This is a genomic window from Streptomyces sp. NPDC053541 (assembly GCF_044544705.1).
Classification (GTDB): Bacteria; Actinomycetota; Actinomycetes; order Streptomycetales; family Streptomycetaceae; genus Streptomyces.
Genome location: NZ_JBITXM010000010.1, coordinates 328,649 through 350,757 on the forward strand (window position 1 = coordinate 328,649; position 22,109 = coordinate 350,757).

General features: G+C 73.6%; 18 protein-coding genes and 1 pseudogene. 13 read left to right on the top strand and 6 right to left on the bottom strand.

Annotation, left to right across the window (positions count from 1 at the left end; genetic code table 11):
* The first annotated feature begins 15 nt into the window (after window positions 1-15).
* Window positions 16-3,135, top strand: coding sequence for a glycoside hydrolase family 3 protein (locus ACIGW2_RS26240; protein ID WP_399846372.1), 3,120 nt, complete (start codon window positions 16-18; stop codon window positions 3,133-3,135).
* 42 nt (window positions 3,136-3,177) lie between these two features.
* Here the strand turns inward: ACIGW2_RS26240 and ACIGW2_RS26245 are convergent, their stop codons facing one another.
* Window positions 3,178-5,568, bottom strand: coding sequence for a Tex family protein (locus ACIGW2_RS26245; protein WP_391655997.1), 2,391 nt, complete (start codon window positions 5,566-5,568; stop codon window positions 3,178-3,180).
* A gap of 113 nt (window positions 5,569-5,681) precedes the next feature.
* Entirely contained in the window at window positions 5,682-6,545 is an 864-nt protein-coding gene (locus ACIGW2_RS26250) for a hypothetical protein (RefSeq protein ID WP_391655996.1), read from the bottom strand.
* 153 nt (window positions 6,546-6,698) lie between these two features.
* On the opposite strand from ACIGW2_RS26250, the gene ACIGW2_RS26255 reads away from it, so the two are divergent.
* Window positions 6,699-7,691: a GlxA family transcriptional regulator gene (locus tag ACIGW2_RS26255; protein ID WP_391655995.1), complete on the top strand. Its 993-nt coding sequence runs from the start codon at window positions 6,699-6,701 to the stop codon at window positions 7,689-7,691.
* A gap of 13 nt (window positions 7,692-7,704) precedes the next feature.
* On the top strand, window positions 7,705-8,355 hold the full coding sequence (locus tag ACIGW2_RS26260) for a DJ-1/PfpI family protein (protein WP_391655994.1): 651 nt from the start codon (window positions 7,705-7,707) through the stop codon (window positions 8,353-8,355).
* Here the strand turns inward: ACIGW2_RS26260 and ACIGW2_RS26265 are convergent.
* Entirely contained in the window at window positions 8,352-9,095 is a 744-nt protein-coding gene (locus tag ACIGW2_RS26265; protein WP_399846375.1) for an enoyl-CoA hydratase/isomerase family protein, read from the bottom strand. The genes ACIGW2_RS26260 and ACIGW2_RS26265 overlap by 4 nt on opposite strands.
* A gap of 168 nt (window positions 9,096-9,263) precedes the next feature.
* Between ACIGW2_RS26265 and ACIGW2_RS26270 the strand changes: the two genes are divergently transcribed.
* Both ACIGW2_RS26270 and ACIGW2_RS26275 read left to right on the top strand, forming a co-directional pair.
* Window positions 9,264-9,854 (top strand): HdeD family acid-resistance protein, encoded by a 591-nt coding sequence (locus ACIGW2_RS26270; protein ID WP_391656162.1) that lies wholly within the window; start codon window positions 9,264-9,266, stop codon window positions 9,852-9,854.
* A gap of 142 nt (window positions 9,855-9,996) precedes the next feature.
* Window positions 9,997-10,443, top strand: a pseudogene (locus ACIGW2_RS26275) (ATP-binding protein); the annotation flags it as partial.
* Window positions 10,444-10,525: 82 nt separating this feature from the next.
* Here the strand turns inward: ACIGW2_RS26275 and idi are convergent.
* The 3 genes from idi to ACIGW2_RS26290 all read right to left on the bottom strand — a co-directional run bounded on the left by idi (window position 10,526) and on the right by ACIGW2_RS26290 (window position 13,716).
* A complete protein-coding gene (gene idi / locus ACIGW2_RS26280) occupies window positions 10,526-11,134 on the bottom strand; it encodes an isopentenyl-diphosphate Delta-isomerase (protein WP_356071965.1) in 609 nt (202 codons plus the stop codon).
* A gap of 142 nt (window positions 11,135-11,276) precedes the next feature.
* Window positions 11,277-12,512, bottom strand: a complete 1,236-nt coding sequence (locus ACIGW2_RS26285; RefSeq protein WP_391656161.1) for a GNAT family N-acetyltransferase — start codon at window positions 12,510-12,512, stop codon at window positions 11,277-11,279.
* Between the two features lie 262 nt (window positions 12,513-12,774).
* Window positions 12,775-13,716 (bottom strand): cation diffusion facilitator family transporter, encoded by a 942-nt coding sequence (locus tag ACIGW2_RS26290; RefSeq protein WP_391655992.1) that lies wholly within the window; start codon window positions 13,714-13,716, stop codon window positions 12,775-12,777.
* A 412-nt stretch (window positions 13,717-14,128) separates the two neighbouring features.
* Here ACIGW2_RS26290 and ACIGW2_RS26295 point away from each other — a divergent pair, with 412 nt between their 5' ends.
* The 8 genes from ACIGW2_RS26295 to ACIGW2_RS26330 all read left to right on the top strand — a co-directional run bounded on the left by ACIGW2_RS26295 (window position 14,129) and on the right by ACIGW2_RS26330 (window position 21,958).
* The gene (locus ACIGW2_RS26295; RefSeq protein WP_399846525.1) at window positions 14,129-15,958 is read left to right on the top strand and encodes a DUF5941 domain-containing protein; all 1,830 of its coding nucleotides are present in this window, start codon (window positions 14,129-14,131) and stop codon (window positions 15,956-15,958) included.
* Complete coding sequence (locus ACIGW2_RS26300; RefSeq protein WP_399846379.1) at window positions 15,955-16,704, top strand: sugar phosphate nucleotidyltransferase; 750 nt, start codon at window positions 15,955-15,957, stop codon at window positions 16,702-16,704. Before ACIGW2_RS26295 ends, ACIGW2_RS26300 begins: the two co-directional genes overlap by 4 nt.
* Complete coding sequence (locus tag ACIGW2_RS26305; protein WP_391655990.1) at window positions 16,692-17,753, top strand: iron-containing alcohol dehydrogenase family protein; 1,062 nt, start codon at window positions 16,692-16,694, stop codon at window positions 17,751-17,753. Before ACIGW2_RS26300 ends, ACIGW2_RS26305 begins: the two co-directional genes overlap by 13 nt.
* Window positions 17,731-18,510, top strand: a complete 780-nt coding sequence (locus ACIGW2_RS26310) for a CDP-alcohol phosphatidyltransferase family protein (protein ID WP_356071976.1) — start codon at window positions 17,731-17,733, stop codon at window positions 18,508-18,510. Before ACIGW2_RS26305 ends, ACIGW2_RS26310 begins: the two co-directional genes overlap by 23 nt.
* Window positions 18,511-18,521: 11 nt before the next feature.
* A complete protein-coding gene (locus tag ACIGW2_RS26315; RefSeq protein WP_391655989.1) occupies window positions 18,522-19,406 on the top strand; it encodes a glycosyltransferase family 2 protein in 885 nt (294 codons plus the stop codon).
* A gap of 49 nt (window positions 19,407-19,455) precedes the next feature.
* Window positions 19,456-20,385 (top strand): ABC transporter permease, encoded by a 930-nt coding sequence (locus ACIGW2_RS26320; RefSeq protein ID WP_356071982.1) that lies wholly within the window; start codon window positions 19,456-19,458, stop codon window positions 20,383-20,385.
* Window positions 20,378-21,166, top strand: coding sequence for an ABC transporter ATP-binding protein (locus tag ACIGW2_RS26325; RefSeq protein WP_356071985.1), 789 nt, complete (start codon window positions 20,378-20,380; stop codon window positions 21,164-21,166). The genes ACIGW2_RS26320 and ACIGW2_RS26325 overlap by 8 nt, the downstream gene beginning before the upstream one ends.
* 153 nt (window positions 21,167-21,319) lie before the next feature.
* Window positions 21,320-21,958, top strand: a complete 639-nt coding sequence (locus ACIGW2_RS26330; RefSeq protein WP_391655988.1) for a TetR/AcrR family transcriptional regulator — start codon at window positions 21,320-21,322, stop codon at window positions 21,956-21,958.
* The last annotated feature ends 151 nt before the right edge of the window (window positions 21,959-22,109 follow it).

Consider the following 22,109-nt stretch of genomic DNA (forward strand, 5'->3'; position numbering starts at 1 on the left):
CGGGAGACCCTCCGCATGCCGCACCCGCACCCCCGACCGCACCTGCGCACCCGGCCACGCCGCCGAAGAAGGGCGGGCGCCGCGGCGCTCGCCGCCACCGCCGTCCTCGCCGGACTGCTCGCCGGAGCCGTGCCGAGCGCCGCCGCCCCTGCGGCCGACCCGGCGCCCCGGCCCGTCGACCGCTTCGAGGGCGAGGTGCCCTTCGCCGCACCGCCCGCCGAGGGCCTGTTCACCTGGGGCAGCGACGCCGACGACCACCCCACGCTGAGCCTCGCCGAGCGCGCCGACGCCCCCGAGGGCGCCAAGGTCCTCGAAGGACGCTACGACATCAGCGGCTGGGGCGGCTTCACCCACGACTTCGCCTTCGACCGGCCGGCCCAGGACTGGACCGCGTACAAGGGCATCCGCTTCTGGTGGTACGGTCAGAACACCGCCCCGCTGCCGCCCGGCTCCGGAAAGCGGATCAGCTTCGAGATCAAGGACGGCGGCGCCAACGGCGAGGCCTCCGAGCTGTGGACCACCTCCTTCACCGACGACTGGGAGGGCTGGCACCTCGTCGAGATCCCCTTCTCGGAGTTCCGGTACCGCGCCGACTACCAGCCGGTCGGCGGCATCGACCAGGTCCTCGGCCTCGACGCGATGTGGGGCTACGCGCTCACCCTGCCCACCGGCTCCCCGGGCGGCCGCTTCGCCCTCGACGGCGTCGAGCTGTACGGGACGGCCGAACCGGCCCTCAACACCCGGGTCGTCACGGGCGCCGTGGTGCACCCGGTCGACGAGGGCGGCACCGCCCGGATCGACGTCTCGGTCGCCACCACCGGCTCCCAGCCGACCGGCGGGCCGGTGACCGTCGCGTACACCACCGAGGACGCCGGGCCCGCCCGGCCCGGCGGCGACTACACGCCGGTCAGCGGCACCCTCGTCTTCCCCGCCGGCACGCCCTCCGGCACCACCCGCTCGATCACCGTCACCACCCTGAAGGACCAGACCGCCGAAGAGGCCGAGACGATCCCGGTCAAGCTCACCGTCGACGGCGCGAAGCCGCCGGCCGAGACCCCGGTCGTCGCCGTCAACGCCCACGGCCTGCCCTACCTCGACCCGCGGCTGCCGGTGAAGAAGCGGGTCGCCGACCTGCTCTCCCGGATGACGCTCCGCGAGAAGGCCGGCCAGATGACCCAGGCCGAGCGCAACGCCCTGCGCTCGCCCGGCGACATCGCCGGCTACGAACTCGGCTCCCTGCTCTCCGGCGGCGGCTCCGTGCCCACCCCGAACACCCCCGAGGCCTGGGCCCGGATGACCGACGCCTACCAGCTGCGCACCCGGGCCACCCGGCTGCAGATCCCGCTGGTCTACGGCGTGGACGCGGTGCACGGGCACAACAACCTGGTCGGCGCGACGGTCATGCCGCACAACATCGGCATCGGCGCCGCGCGCGACCCCGGCCTCGCCGCCCGCACCGGCGCCGTCACCGCCAAGGAGGTACGGGCCACCGGAGTGCCCTGGGACTTCGCGCCCTGCCTGTGCGTGACCCGCGACGAACGCTGGGGCCGCTCGTACGAGTCCTTCGGCGAGGACCCGGCCCTGGTGACCGCCATGGAGAGCGTCATCGCGGGCATGCAGGGCGCCCGCGACGGCAGCGACCTCGACCGGAACGACAAGGTGCTGACCACCGCCAAGCACTTCGTCGGCGACGGCGGCACGGAGTTCGGCTCCTCCACCACCGGCTCGTACACCATCGACCAGGGCGTCACCCGGGTCACCCGCCAGGAGCTGGAGGCCGTGCACCTCGCGCCGTTCGGCGAGGCCGTGAAGCACGGCGTGGGCACGGTCATGCCCTCGTACTCCTCGCTCGACGTCCTGGGCGACGACCAGGGCCCCGTGAAGATGCACGCCAACGCCGAGATGATCAACGGCGTGCTCAAGGACCGGATGGGCTTCGAGGGCTTCGTCATCAGCGACTGGCAGGCCATCGACCAGATCCCCGGCGACTACCCGAGCGACGTGCGGACCTCGGTCAACGCCGGCCTCGACATGATCATGGTGCCGACGAACTACCAGGAGTTCACCCGGACCCTGGTCGCCGAGACCGAGGCCGGCCGCATCCCGGCCGCCCGGATCGACGACGCCGTCGCCCGCATCCTCACCCAGAAGTTCCGGCTCGGCCTCTTCGAGAAGCCGTACGCGGACACCACCCACCTCGCCTCGGTCGGCTCGGCCGAGCACCGCGCCGTGGCACGCGAGGCGGCCGCCGCCTCCCAGGTGCTCCTGAAGAACGCCGGCGGCGTGCTGCCGCTCAAGCCGGACCAGCGCGTCTACGTGGCCGGGTCCAACGCCGACGACCTCGGCAACCAGGCCGGCGGCTGGACCGTCACCTGGCAGGGCTCCTCCGGCCGGACCACCACCGGCACCACCGTCCTGGAGGCCCTGCGGAAGTCCGCCGACCCCGGCGCCCCGCCCACCTACTCGAAGGACGCCTCGGCGCCCACCGCCGGACACGACGTCGGCGTGGTCGTCGTCGGCGAGCGGCCGTACGCCGAAGGCATGGGCGACGTGGGCAACGGGCACGACCTGGAGCTCGACGCCGCCGACCAGGCGGCCGTCGACCGGGTCTGCGCCGCGATGCCCTGCGTCGTCCTCGTCGTCTCCGGCCGCCCCCAGCTCATCGGCGACCGGCTGCCCGCCATCGACGCCCTGGTGGCGTCCTGGCTGCCCGGCACCGAGGGCGACGGAGTCGCCGACGTCCTCTACGGCCGCCGGCCCTTCACCGGGCAACTCCCGGTCAGCTGGCCGAAGTCGGAGGGCCAACTGCCGCTGAACGTCGGCGACACGGCGTACGACCCGCAGTTCCCGTACGGCTGGGGCCTCACCACCCTCCGCGAGGTCCCGCGCGGCGGCGAACCGGCCCTGCGCGCCCTCGGCCTGGCCGCCCGCGCCCTCCAGCAGGCCGGCCAGGGGAAGTCCCCGGCCGCCCGCCGGCTGGTGGAACGCGCCCGCCTGATGGTCCAGGACCGGATCGGCGAGCACCTCACCGAACGCACGGCGAAGCCCTTCGCCCGGGCCGACCACCTGCTGCTCACCGGCGATCCGGCGGGTGCGGTCGGCGCCCTGACCGAGGCCTGGCGCGCGGCCGGCTGACCGGCCGCGCGGGACCTCCGGCCGCCGGGGCCGGGCGGCGCGTCAGCGCCTCCCGCGTCCCCGGCGGTCCCCGGAACCGCCCTCGTTCAGCAGGCCCGCCTTGCGCAGGGCGTCCGCCATCGCGCTGTTCGCCGGGGCCGGGGCAGCGCCCTGTGCCCGCTCACGGTCCCGGCCGCCCCCGCCACCGCCGCGGCGCTGCTGCGGCGGACGTCCGCCCCGCTCGCCCCGCTCGCGGCGCGGCGCACCCGGCTCCCCGCCGGCCGCGGCCTCGTCCTCCAGGCGCAGCGTCAGCGAGATCCGCTTGCGCGGGATGTCGACGTCCAGGACCTTGACCTTCACCACGTCACCCGGCTTCACCACGTCCCGCGGGTCCTTGACGAAGGTCTTCGACATGGCGGAGACGTGCACCAGACCGTCCTGGTGGACGCCGACGTCCACGAAGGCGCCGAAGGCGGCGACGTTCGTGACCACGCCCTCCAGGACCATGCCCGACACCAGGTCGCCGATCTTCTCGACGCCCTCCTTGAAGGTGGCCGTCCGGAAGGCGGGGCGCGGGTCGCGGCCCGGCTTCTCCAGCTCCCTCAGGATGTCCGTGACCGTCGGCAGGCCGAAGGTCTCGTCGACGAAGTCGTCGGCCCGCAGCGAGCGCAGCACACCGGTGTTGCCGATCAGCGAGGCGACCTCGCCGCCGGTCGTCTTCACCATGCGGCGCACCACCGGATACGCCTCCGGGTGCACCGCCGAGGCGTCCAGCGGGTCGTCGCCGCCGCGGATGCGCAGGAAGCCCGCGCACTGCTCGTACGCCTTCGGGCCGAGCCGCGCCACGTCCTTGAGCGCCTTGCGGGAGCGGAAGGGGCCGTGGGCGTCGCGGTGGGCGACGATGTTCTCGGCGAGGCCCGAGCTGATGCCGGAGACCCGCGAAAGCAGCGGCGCGGAGGCGGTGTTGACGTCGACGCCGACGCCGTTCACACAGTCCTCGACCACCGCGTCCAGTGAGCGCGAGAGCTTCACCTCGGACAGGTCGTGCTGGTACTGCCCGACGCCGATCGACTTCGGGTCGATCTTCACCAGCTCGGCCAGCGGGTCCTGGAGCCGGCGCGCGATGGAGACCGCGCCGCGCAACGACACGTCCAGGCCCGGGAGTTCCTGCGAGGCGAAGGCGGAGGCGGAGTAGACCGAGGCCCCGGCCTCCGAGACCATCACCTTCGTCAGCTTCAACTCCGGGTGCTTCGCGATGAGTTCACCGGCAAGCTTGTCGGTCTCGCGGGACGCGGTGCCGTTGCCGATGGCGACCAGCTCGACCGCGTGCTCCTTCGCGAGCCGGGCCAGCTTCGCGAGCGACTCGTCCCACTTGTTGGCCGGCACGTGCGGGTAGATCGTGTCGGTGGCCACGACCTTGCCCGTCGCGTCGACCACGGCCACCTTCACACCGGTGCGGAAGCCGGGGTCGAGGCCCAGCGTCGCGCGGGTGCCCGCCGGGGCGGCGAGCAGCAGGTCGCGCAGGTTCGCCGCGAAGACCCGGACCGCCTCGTCCTCGGCGGCCGTGCGCAGCCGCAGCCGCAGGTCGATCCCGAGGTGCACCAGGATCCGGGTGCGCCAGGCCCAGCGGACGGTGTCCAGGAGCCACTTGTCGCCCGGCCGGCCCCGGTCGGCGACGCCGAAGCGATGGGCGACGATCGGCTCGTACGAGGAGGGCCCGTCGGTGGGCTCCTCCGGTTCGAGCTCCAGGCTGAGGACGTCCTCCTTCTCGCCGCGCAGCATCGCGAGGATGCGGTGCGAGGGCAGCGCGGTGAACGGCTCGGCGAAGTCGAAGTAGTCGGCGAACTTCGCGCCGGCCTCCTCCTTGCCCTCGCGGACCTTCGCGACCAGCCGGCCGCGGCCCCACATGCGCTCGCGCAGCTCGCCGATCAGGTCGGCGTCCTCGGAGAAGCGCTCGGTGAGGATGGCCCGCGCGCCCTCCAGCGCGGCGGCCGGGTCCGCGACGCCCTTGCCGGCGTCCACGAACGCGGCCGCGGCGGCCAGCGGTTCCACCGTCGGGTCGCCGAGCAGCCCGTCGGCCAGCGGCTCCAGACCGGCCTCGCGGGCGATCTGCGCCTTGGTGCGCCGCTTGGGCTTGAAGGGCAGATAGATGTCCTCCAGGCGCGCCTTGGTGTCGGCGCCGAGGATCCGCGCCTCCAGCTCGGGCGTCAGCTTGCCCTGTTCGCGCACCGAGTCGAGGACGGCGGTCCGCCGGTCCTCCAGCTCGCGCAGATACCGCAGCCGCTCCTCCAGGGTGCGCAGCTGCGCGTCGTCGAGCATCTCGGTCGCTTCCTTGCGGTAGCGCGCGATGAACGGCACGGTCGAACCGCCGTCGAGCAGTTCGACGGCCGCCCTCACCTGTCGCTCGCGTACGCCGAGCTCCTCGGCGATCCTTGCCTCGATGGACGTCGTCACGATGTCCGACCCGCCTTCTCGTGCCTCAAGCTTGCGGATGCATTCTGCCGGGTCGGTCACCCGTACGCGGCAACCGACCCGCCCGGCCCCCTCGCGGGCGGCCCGGCCCCGGCTCAGCCGCGGCCGGCGAGGTCCGCGGGGAACGCGCCCGCGCCGGCCGCCGTCACCAGGAAGCCCTTGGCGAGCTCGGTCAGCCGGGCCGTGCCGGCCGCGCCCAGGTGCTCGTACGGAGCGGCGTCCAGCCGGTCGGTCTCGGCCTCCAGCGACTCCCGCAGGGCCGCCCCGGCCTCGGTGAGCCCGCCCTCGGCGTCGAGCAGCCCGCGCGCGGTCAGCCGTGCCACGGCCGCGTCCCAGTCGGCCCGGCCCCAGCCGCGGGTGCCCAGGACCCAGCGCGGGGCCATGCCCTTGCCGGTGGCGGTGTGACTGGCCAGCGCCTCCACCGGGTCGAGCCCGGCGTGCAGCAGGGCGGCCACGTGCCCGTCGCCGCGGTGCTCGCGCAGCAGCGTGGTGGCGTGGAAGAGGCGCAGGTGCGGGGCGTCCGGCACCGGCAGGTCGGCGTTGCCCGCGTACAGCGGCCGGGCGTGCCGGGTGCAGGCCTCGGCGGCGCGCAGCGCGAGCTCGGCGGCCTCGGCCATCTCGGCCGAGGCCACGGCCTCCTCGCCGAGCAGCCGCCGGTAGGTGGCGTCCGCGGCCCGCAGCCGGGCGTCGAGCACCTCGGTGGGGGAGGCGGTCTGCCACACGGCGGGCAGCCGCGGGGCGAGGAAGTCGTGCGCGTAGTTGTAGAAGGCCGCGGCCACCGTCCCGGCGCCGACCGCCCCGAGCGGGGCGCTGCGCGCGGCCAGCCGCACGGTGTGCGGGTCCTCGACGCCCAGCTCCTTGAAGACCGCGTCCAGGTCGGGCGAGAAGAAGAGGGTCGCGTGGAGGAGGTTGACCGGGTGGGCGCAGCGGCGCCCGGCGAGCGGCGGCAGAGTCGTCATGGCCCCGCACCCTACCTACCGGCTGGTAGGTACGGGAATCCCCGCCCCGGCCCCCCGGCCCCGGCGCTCGCGGCCCGCGAGACACCGGCGAGGGCCGAAAAGGTGGGGAGCGCGTCATTGCGGCCGTGCTCGGGCCGGGCGAAGGATGGCGGCATGACCCAGCGCCGCCCCGTGCTCGTCGTCCTCTTCGACGGCGTCCAGAGCCTCGACGTCACCGGACCCGTCGAGGTGTTCACCGGTGCCGCCCGGGCCGCCGGGCGGCCGGACGCCTACGCCGTGCGCACCGCCTCGTCCGACGGCGGACCGGTGCGCACCGACAGCGGGCTCACCCTGCTGCCCGACACCTCCCTCGACGCGGCCGTGGCCGACGGTCCGCCGCACACCCTGCTCGTCCCCGGCGGAGGCGGCACCCGCCGCCCCGACCCGGCGCTCGTCGCCTGGCTGCGCGCCCACGCCCCGGGCGCCGCCCGCCTGGTGTCGGTGTGCACCGGGGCGCTGCTACTCGCCGAGGCCGGGCAGCTGGACGGGCACCGGGCGACCACCCACTGGTCGGCCTGCGAACTCCTGGCCCGCCGCCACCCGGCGGTCACCGTCGAGCCCGAGCCGATCTTCGTACGGGACGGGCGGGTGGCCACCTCCGCCGGCGTCACCGCGGGCATCGACCTGGCGCTCGCCCTGGTCGAGGAGGACCTGGGGCGCGAGGCCGCGCTCACCGTCGCCCGCCACCTCGTGGTCTTCCTGCGCCGCCCCGGCAACCAGGCCCAGTTCAGCGCCCAGCTCGCCGCCCAGACCGCCCGCCGCGAGCCGCTGCGGGACGTCCAGGCCTGGATCGCCGAGCACCCCGGCGCCGACCTGTCCGTCGAGGCGCTGGCCGCCCGCGCCCGGCTCTCGCCGCGCCACTTCGCGCGTGCCTTCCGGGCCGAGACCGGCGTCACGCCCGGCCGCTACGTGGACCGGGTCCGCCTCGAACACGCCCGCCGGCTCCTGGAGGAGACCGCGCGGGGCGTCGAGGAGGTCGCCCGCGCCGCCGGATACGGCACCCCGGAGGCGATGCGCCGCGCCTTCGTCAAGGCGCTCGGCACCGCACCGGCCGACTACCGCCGCCGCTTCCACGCACCCGTCCGCGACCACGCACCCGTCCTCTGAAGGGAAGCACCGCATGCAGATCGCCGTCCTGCTCTACGAGGGGTTCACCACGCTCGACGCCGTCGGCCCGTACGAGCTCCTCGCCCGGCTCCCCGGGGCCGAGACCGTCTTCGTGGCCAAGCACGCCGGCCCCGTGCGCAACGACCAGGGCAGCCTCGCCCTGCTCGCCGACCGGACCCTCGCCGAGGTGCCGCGCCCGGACGTCGTGCTGGTCCCCGGCGGCCCGGCCGCCCGCACCGCCAAGGACGACCCGGGGCTCCGCGACTGGCTGCGCGCCACCGACGCGACCAGCACCTGGACCACCTCGGTGTGCACCGGCTCGCTGCTGCTCGGCGCCGCCGGCCTCCTCGTCGGCCGCCGCGCCACCACCCATTGGCTGGCCTACGAGGAGCTGCGCGCGCTGGGCGCCGAACCCACCGGCGAGCGGGTGGTCTTCGACGGCAAGTACGTGACCGCCGCCGGCGTCTCCTCGGGCATCGACATGGCCCTGCACCTGCTCGGCCGGATCGCCGGCGACGAGGCCGCCCAGACCGTCCAGCTGCTCACCGAGTACGACCCGCAGCCCCCGTACGACGCGGGCTCCCCGGACAAGGCCCCGGCCGCGATCGTCGCCCGGTGGCGCGAGGCCGCCGGTGCCGGTGCCGGCGGTGCCCCGGGGCGCTAACGCCCGTAGGTGAAGCGCGCCGGGCGGCGCTCCAGGAAGGCGGCGACCCCCTCCGCGGTGTCGCCGCTGCCGCGCGCCTGCTCCGCCCAGTGCTCCTCGCGGCCGGTCAGGCCGTCGGCGAACTCCTTGGCCGCCGACTGCGTGAGCAGCGAGCGGGAGACCAGGACCCGGGTGAACTCCGCGACCCGCTTGTCGAGCGCGCCCACCGGGTGCACCTCGTCCACCAGACCGGTCCGCAGCGCCCGCTCGGTGTCGATCAACTCACCCGAGAACAACAGGTACTTGGCGGCCGAGGGCCCGACCAGGGCGGTCAGGCGCCGGGTGGAGGAGGCGGGGTAGACGATGCCGAGCTTCGCCGGGGTGATCCCGAAGCGCGCGCCCTCCTCGGCGAAGCGCAGGTCGCAGGCGGCGGCGAGCTGGCTGCCGCCGCCCACGCAGTAGCCTCGCACGGCGGCCAGGGTCGGCTTGGGGAAGGCGGCGAGCGCCGCCTCGGCGCGGATCGCCAGGGCCTGCTGCTCGTCACCCGGTTCGCGCAGCGTCGAGATGTCCGCCCCGGCGCAGAAGGTGTCGCCCGCGCCGGTCAGCACCAGCGCGCGCACCCCCGGATCGGCGGCGAGCGGGGCCAGCAGCCCGGGCAGCGAGCGCCACATCTCCGCGGTCATCGCGTTGCGCTTGGCGGGGTTGGCGATGACGAGGGTGGCGACCTCGTCGGCGACGTGCACGGTCAGCTGCGGCTCCATGCGCCGGATGCTATCCGGGGGACCCGTACGTACGATCAAGAAGGGGTGCGAGAAGGGGGGTGCGAGGAGGAGGCGCGCATGGCCCGCAAGGACACCGGAACGCCCGGCCGGGACACCGACGCTCCCGGCCCGCCCGCGGCCGCGTCGGCCGACGAGGTGCGCCGGGACATGGCCCGCGAGGGAAAACGGCTCAGCCGGAGCTTCGGCTGGCTCGCCGCGCTCGGCGTGCTGCTCGTCATCGGCGGGATCGTCGGTCTCGTCTACACCGGGCTGGCCACCCTCACCTCGATGCTGCTGTTCGGCTGGCTGCTGCTGATCGGTGGCGTCGTCGGGCTGCTGCACGCCATCGAGTCGCGCGGGAGCAGCTACTTCTGGCTCGCGGTGGTGGTCGCCGCGCTGAACATCGCGGCCGGCGTGGTGGTGATCCGGCACCCGGAGGGCTCGGCCGAGGCGCTGACCATGTTCGCGGCCCTGCTCTTCCTGACCGGCGGTCTGTTCCGTCTGGTCGGCAGCGTGGTGGTGCGCGGGCCGCAGTTCGGCTGGACCCTGCTCCAGGGCGCCTTCGGGCTGCTCCTCGGCCTGCTCGTGCTCTTCGACTGGCCGGACAGCAGCCGTTACGTGCTCGGGGTGTTCTTCTCGCTGGCGCTGCTCTTCGACGGGCTGGGCCTGATCGCGATGGGCATCGGGGGACGCCGTATCGTCAGTATGGTCACACCAACGGCGCCGACGACGAAGGCGTCAGCGGGGGATCAGGAGTAGTCGAACAACTGACGTTGGCATACTCACCCGATCGGGAACCGGTCGATATCTGTCGACTTCTGGTCAGTATCCCGAGGCGTGCCGCCGGATTGCCAAGACTCGACCCGTGGCGACAATCGAGCACGAGGGCGGGAGCCGGACTATGGAGAGCCGCGGGAGCGTCCCCGCCCGGCCACCGTCCTACGAAGGGGTCTGGCGCTTCACCGCTCCCGCGGTCGACGTGTCCGTGCCGCAGGCCCGGCACGCCGTCCGTGACCTGCTGGTCCGGCAGAACGTCCCGGTGCACGAGGACACCGTGCAGGGACTGCTCCTCATCGTCTCCGAACTGGTCACCAACGCGGTGAAGCACGCCGCGCTGCTGTCCCCGGAGATAGCGGTGGAGGTGGCCATCGGGGCGGAGTGGGTGCGGGTGTCCGTCGAGGACAACCACCCCTACCGCCCCAAGGCCCTGGAGGCCGACTGGGGACAGACCGGCGGCCGCGGACTGCTCCTCGTCCGGGAGGTCGCCCGCGAGGCCGGCGGCGCCTGCGACGTCGAGCACACCGCGAGCGGCGGCAAGATCATCTGGGCGGCGCTCCCGCTCAACCCCTTCGTGCCGGGCCAGGCCCCGGGCGGACCGCTGACCCAGGCCCAGCCTCAGGGCCAGGCCCCGGGGCAGGCCCCGGCGGGGGTCACCAGCCCCCGGTCTGACCCGTCAGCTCCCTGATCGCCGGGCGCGCCGCGTCGAGCACCGTCATGAACCAGGCGGAGAACGGCGCGGACGCGTGGCGCTCGGCCAGCTCGGCGGCCGTCACGAAGGCGGTCTCCTCGACCTCCTCCGGGTCCGGGCGCGGCCCGCTCTGCACGAGCCCGACGAAGAGGTGGTTGAACTCCTGCTCCACCAGGCCCGAGGCCGGGTCCGGGTGGTTGTAGCGGACCGTGCCGGCCGCCGCGAGCAGCGAGGGCGAGACGCCCAGCTCCTCGAAGGTGCGCCGGGCGGCCGCCGCGAACGGGGCCTCGCCCGGGTAGGGGTGGCCGCAGCAGGTGTTGGACCACACGCCGGGGGAGTGGTACTTGCCGAGCGCGCGCCGCTGCAGCAGCAGCCGGCCCTCCTCGTCGAAGAGGAAGACCGAGAACGCGCGGTGCAGCCGCCCCGGCGCCTGGTGCGCGGAGAGCTTCTCCGCGGTGCCGATCGTGACGCCGTTCTCGTCGACCAGTTCGAGCATGATCGGCGCCTCGGCATCGGTCGGCCGCACGCCGTTCGACGAGTGGTGAGCCACGGTGGCTGATGTGGTCGGCATACCCATCCTTCGCATCGGTCCTCGCCCTCGCGGGCCACCTCAGTCTGCCGTACAAAACCGGCTTGTCCGTACTTCGGCGGCCGGACATGACCGCTCCCACCGCACCGGAGTACACCCCGGCACGGCGGGAACGGCGCACGCGTCAGACCCCGAAGGCCGCGGGATACGTGATCGTGCCCGCGCTCACGTCACCGGAACCCTCCAGATCGAGCGCCATCATGGCCTCGTCCGGAACCTCGAAGGGTGGCCGGATTCCGTACGCGGACGCACGTGCGAACCCGAACCGTGGGTAGTAACCCGGATGGCCGAGCACCAGCACGAGGCGCTCCCCGCGCAGCCTCGCCGCGTCCAGCACCGCCCGGACCACGGCCTGCCCGGCCCCGGTCCGCTGGTGCTCCGGCGCCACCGCGACCGGGGCGAGCGCGGCCGCCGGGACCCCGTCGACCCGGCACCGGGTGATCAGGGCGTACGCGGCGACGGTCCCGTCCGGGGCCTCCGCCACGTACGACAGGCCGGGCAGCCAGGCGTCCGGGTCGGTGCGCAGGGCGTCGACCAGGCCCGCCTCCGCGGCGGTGGGGAAGGCCGCCGCGTTGACCTCCCGCACCCGTGCGACGTCGGCCGCGGTCTCCTCGCGGGTGCGCCAGCGCGGATCGGCCGGGCGCAGCACGAAGCCCGTGTAGCCGTAGTCGCCGCCGTGCTCCCGGCGCAGCGCGATCTCGGCGCGGGCCGCGGCGACGGCCACGGCCATGCCGGGCACCGTGGTGTCGGCGGCGTCGGCCTTGGCGGCCAGGGGGCCGTAGTAGGCCTCCCAGTCGCTCTCGGGCTGCGGGACGGTGCCGAGGACGTGGTAGCCGGCGGCGACGGCCGCCGCCGCGTTCGCGGTGACCGTACGGAGCGGGTAGTGCTCCTCCCAGAAGGCCCGGGCCTCGGGGCCGGGCCGCTCGGTGGTCCACACGCACTCGGTGAGGACCAGCGTCCCGCCGGGTGCGAGCAGCCGGCGCCAGTCGGCGAGCGCCCGGTCGAAACCGAGCACGAAGACGGAGCTCTCGGCCCAGACGAGGTCGAAGGAGCCGTCGGGCAGGTCCCCGAGCGCGCCCATGTCGGCGCGCAGGGCGTGGACCCGGTCGGTGAGTCCGCGGGCGGCGGCCGCCGCCCGCAGCTCGGCCAGGAACGGCTCGTGCAGATCGACCGCGGTCACCTCGGCGCCCGCCTCGGCGGCGAGCAGCAGGGCGGAGCGGCCGGGGCCGCAGCCCAGGTCGAGCACGCGCGGGCGCTCGGGCAGCGGGCCCGCGAGCGCGAGCAGCCGGCGGGTGGTGGCGTCGGAGCCGGGGCCCTGCCGCGGCAGACCGTGGTGCAGGGCGAAGAAGGCGTCACGCAGCGCCTCGCCGGAGACGCCGGTGTCGGAGTCGGTGGTGGTGCCGGAGTCGGTGGTGGTGTCGGTGGTGCTGATGTCGTTGTCGGACAACGTGGGAAACCCTTGGGTGAGAGGGTCCCGGCCGACGACAGGACGGAGTGCGTCAGGTCAGCCGGAGACCCGGAGGCTGAGGGACGACCGGGCGCTGCCGATGCGGGCAGCCTTCATCGCGACGGTCATCAACCTCAGCCCCTCTCTCACACGTACGACTCCGCCAGGCTAGCAGTCAGAGGCAGAGCTTGGCCTCGTGCTCGGCGTGCCCGGCCGGCTCCAGCTGGAAGGTGCAGTGCTCGACGTCGAAGTGCGAGCCCAGGCAGCCCTGGAGGTCGTGCAGCATCTTCTCGTGCCCGACCGCGTCGAGGGTGTCCTGGGTGACCACCACGTGCGCCGAGAGCACCGGCATGCCCGACGTGATCGTCCAGGCGTGCAGGTCGTGCACGTCCTCGACGCCCGGCAGCGCCAGGATGTGCGCCCGCACCTCCGCCATGTCCACGCCCTTCGGGGCGGCCTCCAGGAGCACGTCCAGGGTCTCCCGCAGGAGCTTCACGGTGCGGGGCACGATCATCAGGCCGATCAGGATCGAGGCGATCGGGTCGGCGTACTGCCAGCCGGTGAGCAGGATGATCCCGGCGGCGACGATCACCGTCACCGAGCCCAGCGCGTCGGCGAGCACCTCCAGATAGGCGCCGCGGACGTTCAGGCTCTCCTTCTGGCCGCGCATCAGCAGCGAGAGGGAGACGATGTTGGCCACCAGACCGATCACCGCGAAGGTGATGGCGAGGCCGCCGCGGGTCTCGGCCGGCTCCAGGAAGCGCTGGATCGCCTCGTAGAGGACGTATCCGCCGACGCCGAGCAGCAGCAGACAGTTGGCGAGCGCCGCGAGGATCTCGGCCCGGGCGTAGCCGAAGGTGCGGTTGCCGGCCGGCGGCCGGTTGGCGAAGTGGATCGCCAGCAGGGCCATCGCCAGGCCGACGGCGTCGGTGGCCATGTGGGCCGCGTCCGCGATCAGGGCGAGCGAGTCGGCGACGAGACCGCCGACGATCTCGACCACCATCACGGAGAGCGTGATGCCGAGCGCGATGCGCAGCCGGTTGCGGTGGGCCAGGGCCGCGGTGCCGGTCGGCGGCGGACCGCCGTGGCTGTGTCCGTGGTCGTGTCCAGCCCCCATGGAAGGCCTCCCAGATCGTCTCGTCGTGTGCCGTTCGGCGTCTCCGAATCGCCAGTGAACTACGGGTGGGGGGTATGTGCAACACGGTACTGAACACCGTTGTCATATGCTCTGACCTGCGGTTATGTGATTCGGACGGGGAGTGGCCGAAAGCCTCACCCCGGGGGTCTCCGACCGCGGTTTGTCCCCCGGACGGCCCATCGCCGATGATGATCCCTCCGGCACCTGGCGTACCCGCGCGGACACGGGGCGGATCGGGGGAGACCGTCCCGCGAAACCTCGGTGAACTCGCGCTTCCGTCATCCGATAGCCTCAGCCGACGTGCCGCCGCCGATGCCGGGCCGCCTCGCCGTGTCCGTGCCGTGCCGGGGCCGCGCCGGCCCGTCCGCCAGCTCCAAGGAGTGAGTTCGCCCTGCCGACCGCCATCCTCACCGGTCCGCCGGTCCCCGGATCGTCGCTCGACGCCGATCTGCGGTCCCTCGGCTTCGCCGTCGAAGTCGCGTCCGGCCCGCACGAGACCGGCGCCCTGCTGGCCCGCGTGCCCGCCGGACAGCGGGTCGCCGTCGTGGACCCCCGCTTCGTCGGACACCGGCACGCGCTGCGGCTCGCGCTGACCGACCCGCGCTTCCCGGTCGCCGCCGCACCCGGCGCGCTCAGCGCGCAGCCCGAGGCCCGGCAGGCCCTGGCCCGCGCCCTGGACGCGGAGGCCGCGCCCGGCGGCACCGCCGCCGCGGGCGGTGCCCGGGCGCTCGCCGTCAGCCTCCCCGACACCCTCGCCGAGGCCCTCGACGCCGAGGGCGTCGCCGTGCACCGGCCCCAGCTCGGCACCCTGGTCGCCACCGTGCCCGACGGACCGGAGGCCCGCCACGAGGCCCGGGCCGCCGTCGAGGCCGTCGACGAGGAGGCCGTACGCCTGAAGTCCGCCGTCAAGGCCCACGACGGCTTCTTCACCACCTTCTTCATCAGCCCGTACTCGCGCTACATCGCGCGCTGGTGCGCCCGCCGCGGCCTGACCCCCAACCAGGTCACCACCGCCTCGCTGCTCACCGCGCTGCTCGCGGCCGGCTGCGCCGCCACCGGCGACCGCGCCGGCTACGTGGCCGCCGGCGTGCTGCTCCTGGTCTCCTTCGTCCTCGACTGCACCGACGGGCAGCTCGCCCGCTACTCCCTGCAGTACTCGACGATGGGCGCCTGGCTCGACGCCACCTTCGACCGTGCCAAGGAGTACTCCTTCTACGCCGGACTCGCCCTCGGTGCGGCCCGGAACGGCGACGACGTCTGGGCCCTCGCGCTCGGCGCGATGATCCTCATGACCTGCCGGCACGTCGTGGACTTCTCGTTCAACGAGGCCAACGCCGACGGCCCGGGCACCGCGGGCGCCGCCAAGACCAGCCTGGCCCTGTCCAACCGGCTCGACGGAGTCGGCTGGACCGTCTGGGCCCGCCGCATGATCATCCTGCCGATCGGCGAGCGCTGGGCGATGATCGCCGTCCTCACCGCCGTCACCAGCCCCCGGATCGTCTTCTGGGCGCTGATCGTCGGCTGCGCCTTCGGCGCCTGCTACACCACCGCCGGCCGCGTCCTGCGCTCCCTCACCCGCAAGGGGGCCCGCACCGACCGCGCCGCACAGGCCCTGGCCGACCTCACCGACTCCGGGCCGCTCGCCGAGCTCCAGGCGCGGATGCTGCGCGGCCGCGCGGGCACGGCCGCCCCCGTCTTCGTCGCCGCCCTCGGCGCCGCCGTGATGCTCGGCGGAGCGCTCGCCCTGCCCTTCGGCGACGTCCGGCTCGTCCCCGTCGCCGTGCTCTACGCGATGACCGCGGGCCTCGCCGTCGCGCGCCCCCTCAAGGGCGCCCTCGACTGGCTCGTCCCGCCCTTCTTCCGCGCCGCCGAGTACGGCACGGTGCTTGTGCTGGCCGCCAAGGCCGACGCCGCGCACGCCCTTCCCGCCGCATTCGGGCTGGTCGCGGCGGTCGCCTACCATCACTACGACACGGTGTACCGCATTCGCGGCGGCACCGGCGCGCCGCCCGCGTGGCTGGTGCGCACCGTCGGCGGCCACGAGGGACGCACGCTCGTGGTGGCCGCGCTCGCCGCACTCCTCGCGGACCGCGGTGACGACTTCACCCGGGCCCTCGCCGCACTCGCGGCCGTCGTGGGTCTCGTGGTGCTCGCGGAGTCCATCCGCTTCTGGGTCTCCTCCGGAGCACCCGCCGTACACGACGAAGGAGAGACAGCATGATTGGCCTCGTACTGGCAGCCGGTGCCGGACGGCGTCTGCGCCCCTACACCGACACGCTTCCGAAGGCCCTCGTGCCCGTGGACCCGGCCGGCGACGGCTCGCTGACCGTCCTCGACCTCACGCTGAAGAACTTCGCCGAGGTCGGCCTCACCGAGGCCGCCATCGTCGTCGGCTACCGCAAGGAGGCCGTGTACGCGCGCAAGGAGCAGCTGGAGGCGAAGTACGGCCTGAAGCTGACCCTCATCGACAACGACAAGGCCGAGGAGTGGAACAACGCCTACTCCCTGTGGTGCGCCCGTGAGGTCCTGAAGCGCGGTGTGATCCTCGCCAACGGCGACACCGTCCACCCGGTCTCCGTCGAGAAGACCCTGCTCGCCGCCCGCGGCAACGGCCAGAAGATCATCCTCGCCCTCGACACGGTGAAGAACCTCGCCGACGAGGAGATGAAGGTCGTCACCGCCGAGGGCAAGGGCGTCCGGAAGATCACCAAGCTGATGGACCCGGCCGCCGCCACCGGCGAGTACATCGGCGTCACCCTCATCGAGGCCGAGGCCGCCCAGGAGCTCGCGGACGCGCTCAAGACCACCTTCGAGCGCGACCCCGACCTCTACTACGAGGACGGCTACCAGGAGCTGGTCAACCGCGGCTTCACCGTCGACGTGGCCCCCATCGGCGACGTCAAGTGGGTCGAGATCGACAACCACGACGACCTCGCGAAGGGCCGTGACATCGCGTGCCAGTACTGACCCGGCTCATCCCCTCGCCGGTCGTCGTCGACATCCGCGGCGGAGCGCTGGACGACCTGTCCGCGCTCCTCGCGGACCAGCGGATCTCCAGCAACGGCCGGATCGCCATCGCCATCAGCGGCGGCTCCGGCCTGAAGCTGCGCGACCGCTTCGCCCCCGAGCTGCCGGACGCCGACTGGTACCCGGTCATGGGCGGCACCATCGACGAGGCCGTCCGGCTCGCCGACGCCATGCGCGGCCAGCGCTACGACGCGGTCGTGGCGCTCGGTGGCGGCAAGATCATCGACGTGACCAAGTACGCAGCGGCCCGGGTCGGACTGCCGCTGGTGGCCATCGCCACCAACCTGTCGCACGACGGCATCTGCTCGCCGATCTCCACCCTGGACAACGACAACGGCCGCGGCTCCTACGGCGTGCCCACCCCGATCGCCCTGGTCATCGACCTCGACGTGATCCGGGACGCGCCGATCCGCTACGTGCGCTCCGGCATCGGCGACGCCATCTCCAACCTCTCCGCCATCGCGGACTGGGAGCTCTCCCACCGCGAGACCGGCGAGAAGGTCGACGGCCTGGCCGCCGCCATGGCGCGCAGCGCCGGCGAGGCCGTGCTGCGCCACCCCGGCGGCGTCGGCGACGACGACTTCCTCGTCACCCTCTCCGAGGGCCTGGTGATGTCCGGCATCGCCATGTCGATCAGCGGCGACAGCCGCCCCTCCTCGGGCGCCTGCCACGAGATCAGCCACGCCTTCGACCTGCTCTTCCCCACCCGGGCGGCCAGCCACGGCGAGCAGTGCGGCCTCGGCGCGGCCTTCGCCATGCACCTGCGCGGCGCCCGCGAGGAGTCCGCCCGGATGGTCGAGACCCTGCGCCGGCACGGCCTGCCCGTGCTGCCCGAGGAGATGGGCTTCACCGTCGACGAGTTCGTGCGGGCGGTGGACTTCGCCCCGCAGACCCGGCCCGGCCGCTTCACCATCCTCGAACACCTCGACCTGTCCACAGACCAGATCAGGGACGCGTACGCCGACTATGCCAAAGCCATCGGTAGCTGAGCTCCGACCGGTCGTCCACCCGCCGGGTGTGAAGGACCGGCGGAGCGGCGAACACTGGGGCGGCCGCCTCTACATGCGGGAGATCTCGCTGCGGGTCACCCGCCAGCTGGCGAACACCCGGGTCACGCCCAACCAGCTGACGTATCTGATGACCCTGTCCGGCGTCCTCGCCGCGCCCGCGCTGCTGGTGCCGGGGATCTGGGGCGCCGTGCTCGGCGTCGTCGCCGTCCAGGGCTATCTGCTGCTCGACTGCGTCGACGGCGAGCTGGCCCGCTGGAAGAAGCAGTACTCGCTGGCCGGCGTCTACCTGGACCGGGTCGGCGCCTATCTGTGCGACGCGGCCGTGCTCGTCGGCTTCGGCCTGCGCGCCGCCGACCTGTGGGGCGGCGGCCGGATCGACTGGCTGTGGGCCTTCCTCGGCACCCTCGCCGCGCTCGGCGCCATCCTGATCAAGGCCGAGACCGACCTGGTCGGCGTCGCCCGGCACCAGGCCGGCATGCCGCCGGTCAAGGAGGCGGCCGCCGAGCCGCGCTCCTCCGGCATGGCGCTGGCCCGCCGGGCCGCCGCCGCGCTCAAGTTCCACCGGCTGATCCTGGGCATCGAGGCCTCCCTGTTGATCCTGGTCCTCGCGATCGGCGACCACGTCCGGGGCGACCTCTTCCTCTCCCGGCTCGGCGTCGCGGTGCTCGCCGGCATCGCGCTGCTGCAGACCGTGCTGCACCTGGTGTCGATCCTGGCCTCCAGCAGGCTCAAGTGAGGACCGCCACCATGACCAGGCCGATGAAGCTGGGCGCGGTCGTCATCACCATGGGCAACCGCCCCGACGACCTGCGCGCCCTCCTCGACTCGGTCGCCCGGCAGCAGGGCGACCCGATCGAGGTGGTCGTGGTGGGCCAGGGCACGGAGGTCACCGGGCTGCCCGAGGGCGTCCGCTCGGTGACCCTCCCGGAGAACGTCGGCATCCCGGCCGGCCGCAACATCGGCATCGAGGCCTTCGGGCCCGGCGGCAGCGACGTCGACGCCCTGCTGTTCCTCGACGACGACGGGCGGCTCGCCGAGACCGACACCGCGGAGCTGATCCGCCAGGCCTTCACGGCCGACCCCCGGCTCGGCATCATCAGCTTCCGGATCGCCGACCCGGAGACCGGCCTCACCCAGCGCCGGCACGTGCCGCGGCTGCGCGCCTCCGACCCGATGCGCTCCTCGCGCGTCACCACCTTCCTCGGCGGCGCCAACGCGGTGCGCACAAAGGTCTTCGCCGAGGTCGGCGGGCTGCCCGACGCGTTCTTCTACGCGCACGAGGAGACCGATCTCGCCTGGCGGGCCCTCGACGCCGACTGGATGATCGATTACCGTTCCGACATGGTGCTGCTGCACCCCACCACTCCGCCGTCCCGGCACGCGACGTACCACTTCAACGTGGCCCGCAACCGGGTGTGGCTGGCCCGCCGCAATCTTCCCGCACCCCTGGTGCCGGTCTATCTCGGCGTCTGGCTGCTCCTCACGCTGGCCCGGCGGCCCTCCGTACCGGCCCTCAGGGCGTGGTGCGGCGGATTCCGGGCGGGCTGGCGGACCCCGTGCGGTCCACGGCACCCCATGAGGTGGCGTACGGTGTGGCGGCTGACCCGACTGGGACGCCCGCCCGTCGTCTGACATCGTGGTACCCGACTTGCCGCGCATCCCGAACACGAAAGTTTCGACTGTGAGTGACACATCCCAGGACGGTGGGGTCGTGACGAGCGCCCGACCGTCCGCCGACGACGGCCTGAGCCCGGCCGAACTGGCCGCGAAGCACGGCCTCGCCGTCAGCGGAGCCCGCCCGGGCCTCGGGGAGTACATCCGCCAGCTGTGGGGACGCCGCCACTTCATCCTGGCGTTCTCCTCGGCGAAGCTCACCGCCCAGTACAGCCAGGCCAAGCTCGGCCAGCTCTGGCAGGTGGTGACGCCGCTGCTGAACGCGTTCGTCTACTTCCTGATCTTCGGCGTGATCATCGGCGCGGACCGCGGCATGTCGCGGTCGGTCTACATCCCGTTCCTCGTGACGGGCGTGTTCGTGTTCACCTTCACCCAGAGCTCGGTGATGGCCGGCGTCCGCGCCATCTCCGGCAACCTGGGCCTGGTCCGCGCGCTGCACTTCCCGCGCGCCACGCTGCCCATCTCCTTCGCGCTCCAGCAGCTCCAGCAGCTGCTGTTCTCGATGCTGGTGCTGGTCGTCGTCGCCGTGGCCTTCGGCAGCTACCCGTCGCTCAGCTGGCTGCTCGTCCTGCCGGCCCTGCTGCTGCAGTTCGTGTTCAACGCGGGCCTCGCCATGATCGTGGCGCGGATGGGCGCCAAGACGCCCGACCTCGCGCAGCTGATGCCGTTCATCATGCGCACCTGGATGTACGCGTCCGGCGTGATGTTCTCCATCCCGGTGATGCTCGCGGACAAGCCGGCCTGGATCGCCGACCTGCTCCAGTACAACCCCGCCGCGCTGCACATGGACCTCATCCGCTTCGCGATGATCGACGGCTACGGCGCCTCCAACCTGCCGCCGCACGTCTGGATCGCCACCGTCGCCTGGTCCGTGGTGATCGGCCTCGGCGGCTTCGTCTACTTTTGGAAGGCCGAGGAGAGGTACGGCCGTGGCTGATCACGACTCCCGGGACCGCGTCCCCACCGTCATCGCGGACAACGTCCACATCGTCTACCGGGTCAACGCCGGAGCCGGCGGCAAGGGCAGCGCCACCGCGGCGCTCAGCCGGATCATCCGCCGCCGCAAGGGCGAGACCGAGCGCGGCGTGCGCAAGGTGCACGCCGTCCGCGGCGTGTCCTTCACCGCCTACCGCGGCGAGGCCATCGGCCTCATCGGCAGCAACGGCTCCGGCAAGTCGACCCTGCTGCGCGCCATCGCCGGCCTGCTGCCCACCGAGAGCGGCAAGGTCTACACCGACGGCCAGCCCTCGCTGCTCGGCGTGAACGCCGCGCTCATGAACGACCTGACCGGTGAGCGCAACGTCATCCTCGGCGGCCTCGCCATGGGCATGAGCCGCGAGGAGATCAAGAGCCGCTATCAGGACATCGTCGACTTCTCCGGCATCAACGAGAAGGGCGACTTCATCTCGCTGCCGATGCGGACCTACTCCTCCGGCATGGGCGCCCGGCTCCGCTTCGCCATCGCCGCCGCCAAGCAGCACGACGTCCTCATGATCGACGAGGCGCTCGCGACCGGTGACCGCAAGTTCCAGATCCGCTCCGAGGCCCGCATCCGCGAGCTGCGCAAGGAGGCCGGCACGGTCTTCCTGGTGAGCCACAGCAACAAGTCGATCCGCGACACCTGCGACCGCGTGCTCTGGCTGGAGAAGGGCGAGCTGCTCATGGACGGCCCGACCGACGAGGTCATCGCCGCCTACGAGCGCGAGACCGGCAAGTAGCCCCGCCCGGGTCCGTACCACCCGCACCGGCACCGCCACCGCCCCCGCCGAACCGATCGGAGGGGGCGGCGGCGCGTTCACGGGCGTCCGGATTTCGCGCGTCGCGCGCCCGCCCGGAATGTTCATGCGGTCAACATCGGGCAGGATGAGCCCATGGCAGCGATCCCGGGAGGAAAGAGCTATCACCACGGCGACCTGCGCAACGCCCTCATCTGCGCCGCCGTCGGTCTCGCCGGCGAAGGAGGGCCGGAACGGGTCGTGCTCCGCGAGGCCGCCCGCCGGGTCGGCGTCTCGCCCACCGCCGCCTACCGGCACTTCGAGGGCCGCGGCGAACTCCTCGCCGCCGTCCGCGACCACGCCCGGCGGGCGCTCGCCGACTCCATGGAGCGGGCCGCCGCCCGGGTGCCCGGCGCCGACGACCCCGCCCTCGCCGCCGAGGCCCGGCTCGCCGCCCTCTGCCGCGGCTACGTGGCCTTCGCCGTCGAACAGCCCGGGCTCTACCGCTCCGCCTTCGGCACCGCCCGCACCGAGACCGGCGACCCCGACCCCGAGGCGCCGGTCGGCGAGGTGCGCGCCTTCACCCTGCTCACCGACGCCCTGACCGCCCTCGGCGCCACCGCCCGTCCGCCGCGCGCCGCCCGTCCGGCCGCCGACGCCGCCGCGTGGTCGGCCGTGCACGGACTGTCGCTGCTGCTCCTCGAGGGTCCGCTGCGCCGGCTGCCCGCCCAGCGCCGGGACGACGTCGTCGACTCGACCCTCGCCATGGTGGTCTCCGGCACCCGCGCACCCTGACCTCCGGGGCGCCCCCGGCCGCCGCCGCGGCGCGCCCCAAGCCATGGTCAACAAGGTCAAGAAAGGGTGAACTTCCGGCCACCCGGGGAAGGTTGACGCCCCGCCCGACGTTGTCACCGGGCGCGCGGCCCCCCGACGCGGCATCCGGCCT

What these genes read in the sequence shown, in the direction of transcription:
- ACIGW2_RS26300 (WP_399846379.1), top strand. Translation starts at nt 15,955, where the DNA reads ATGATTGGCCTCGTACTGGCAGCCGGTGCCGGACGGCGTCTGCGCCCC.
- ACIGW2_RS26270 (WP_391656162.1), top strand. Translation starts at nt 9,264, where the DNA reads ATGGCCCGCGAGGGAAAACGGCTCAGCCGGAGCTTCGGCTGGCTCGCC.
- ACIGW2_RS26255 (WP_391655995.1), top strand. Translation starts at nt 6,699, where the DNA reads ATGACCCAGCGCCGCCCCGTGCTCGTCGTCCTCTTCGACGGCGTCCAG.
- ACIGW2_RS26330 (WP_391655988.1), top strand. Translation starts at nt 21,320, where the DNA reads ATGGCAGCGATCCCGGGAGGAAAGAGCTATCACCACGGCGACCTGCGC.
- ACIGW2_RS26260 (WP_391655994.1), top strand. Translation starts at nt 7,705, where the DNA reads ATGCAGATCGCCGTCCTGCTCTACGAGGGGTTCACCACGCTCGACGCC.
- ACIGW2_RS26315 (WP_391655989.1), top strand. Translation starts at nt 18,522, where the DNA reads ATGACCAGGCCGATGAAGCTGGGCGCGGTCGTCATCACCATGGGCAAC.
- idi (WP_356071965.1), bottom strand. Translation starts at nt 11,134, where the DNA reads ATGCCGACCACATCAGCCACCGTGGCTCACCACTCGTCGAACGGCGTG.
- ACIGW2_RS26250 (WP_391655996.1), bottom strand. Translation starts at nt 6,545, where the DNA reads ATGACGACTCTGCCGCCGCTCGCCGGGCGCCGCTGCGCCCACCCGGTC.
- ACIGW2_RS26240 (WP_399846372.1), top strand. Translation starts at nt 16, where the DNA reads ATGCCGCACCCGCACCCCCGACCGCACCTGCGCACCCGGCCACGCCGC.
- ACIGW2_RS26290 (WP_391655992.1), bottom strand. Translation starts at nt 13,716, where the DNA reads ATGGGGGCTGGACACGACCACGGACACAGCCACGGCGGTCCGCCGCCG.
- ACIGW2_RS26310 (WP_356071976.1), top strand. Translation starts at nt 17,731, where the DNA reads ATGCCAAAGCCATCGGTAGCTGAGCTCCGACCGGTCGTCCACCCGCCG.
- ACIGW2_RS26265 (WP_399846375.1), bottom strand. Translation starts at nt 9,095, where the DNA reads ATGGAGCCGCAGCTGACCGTGCACGTCGCCGACGAGGTCGCCACCCTC.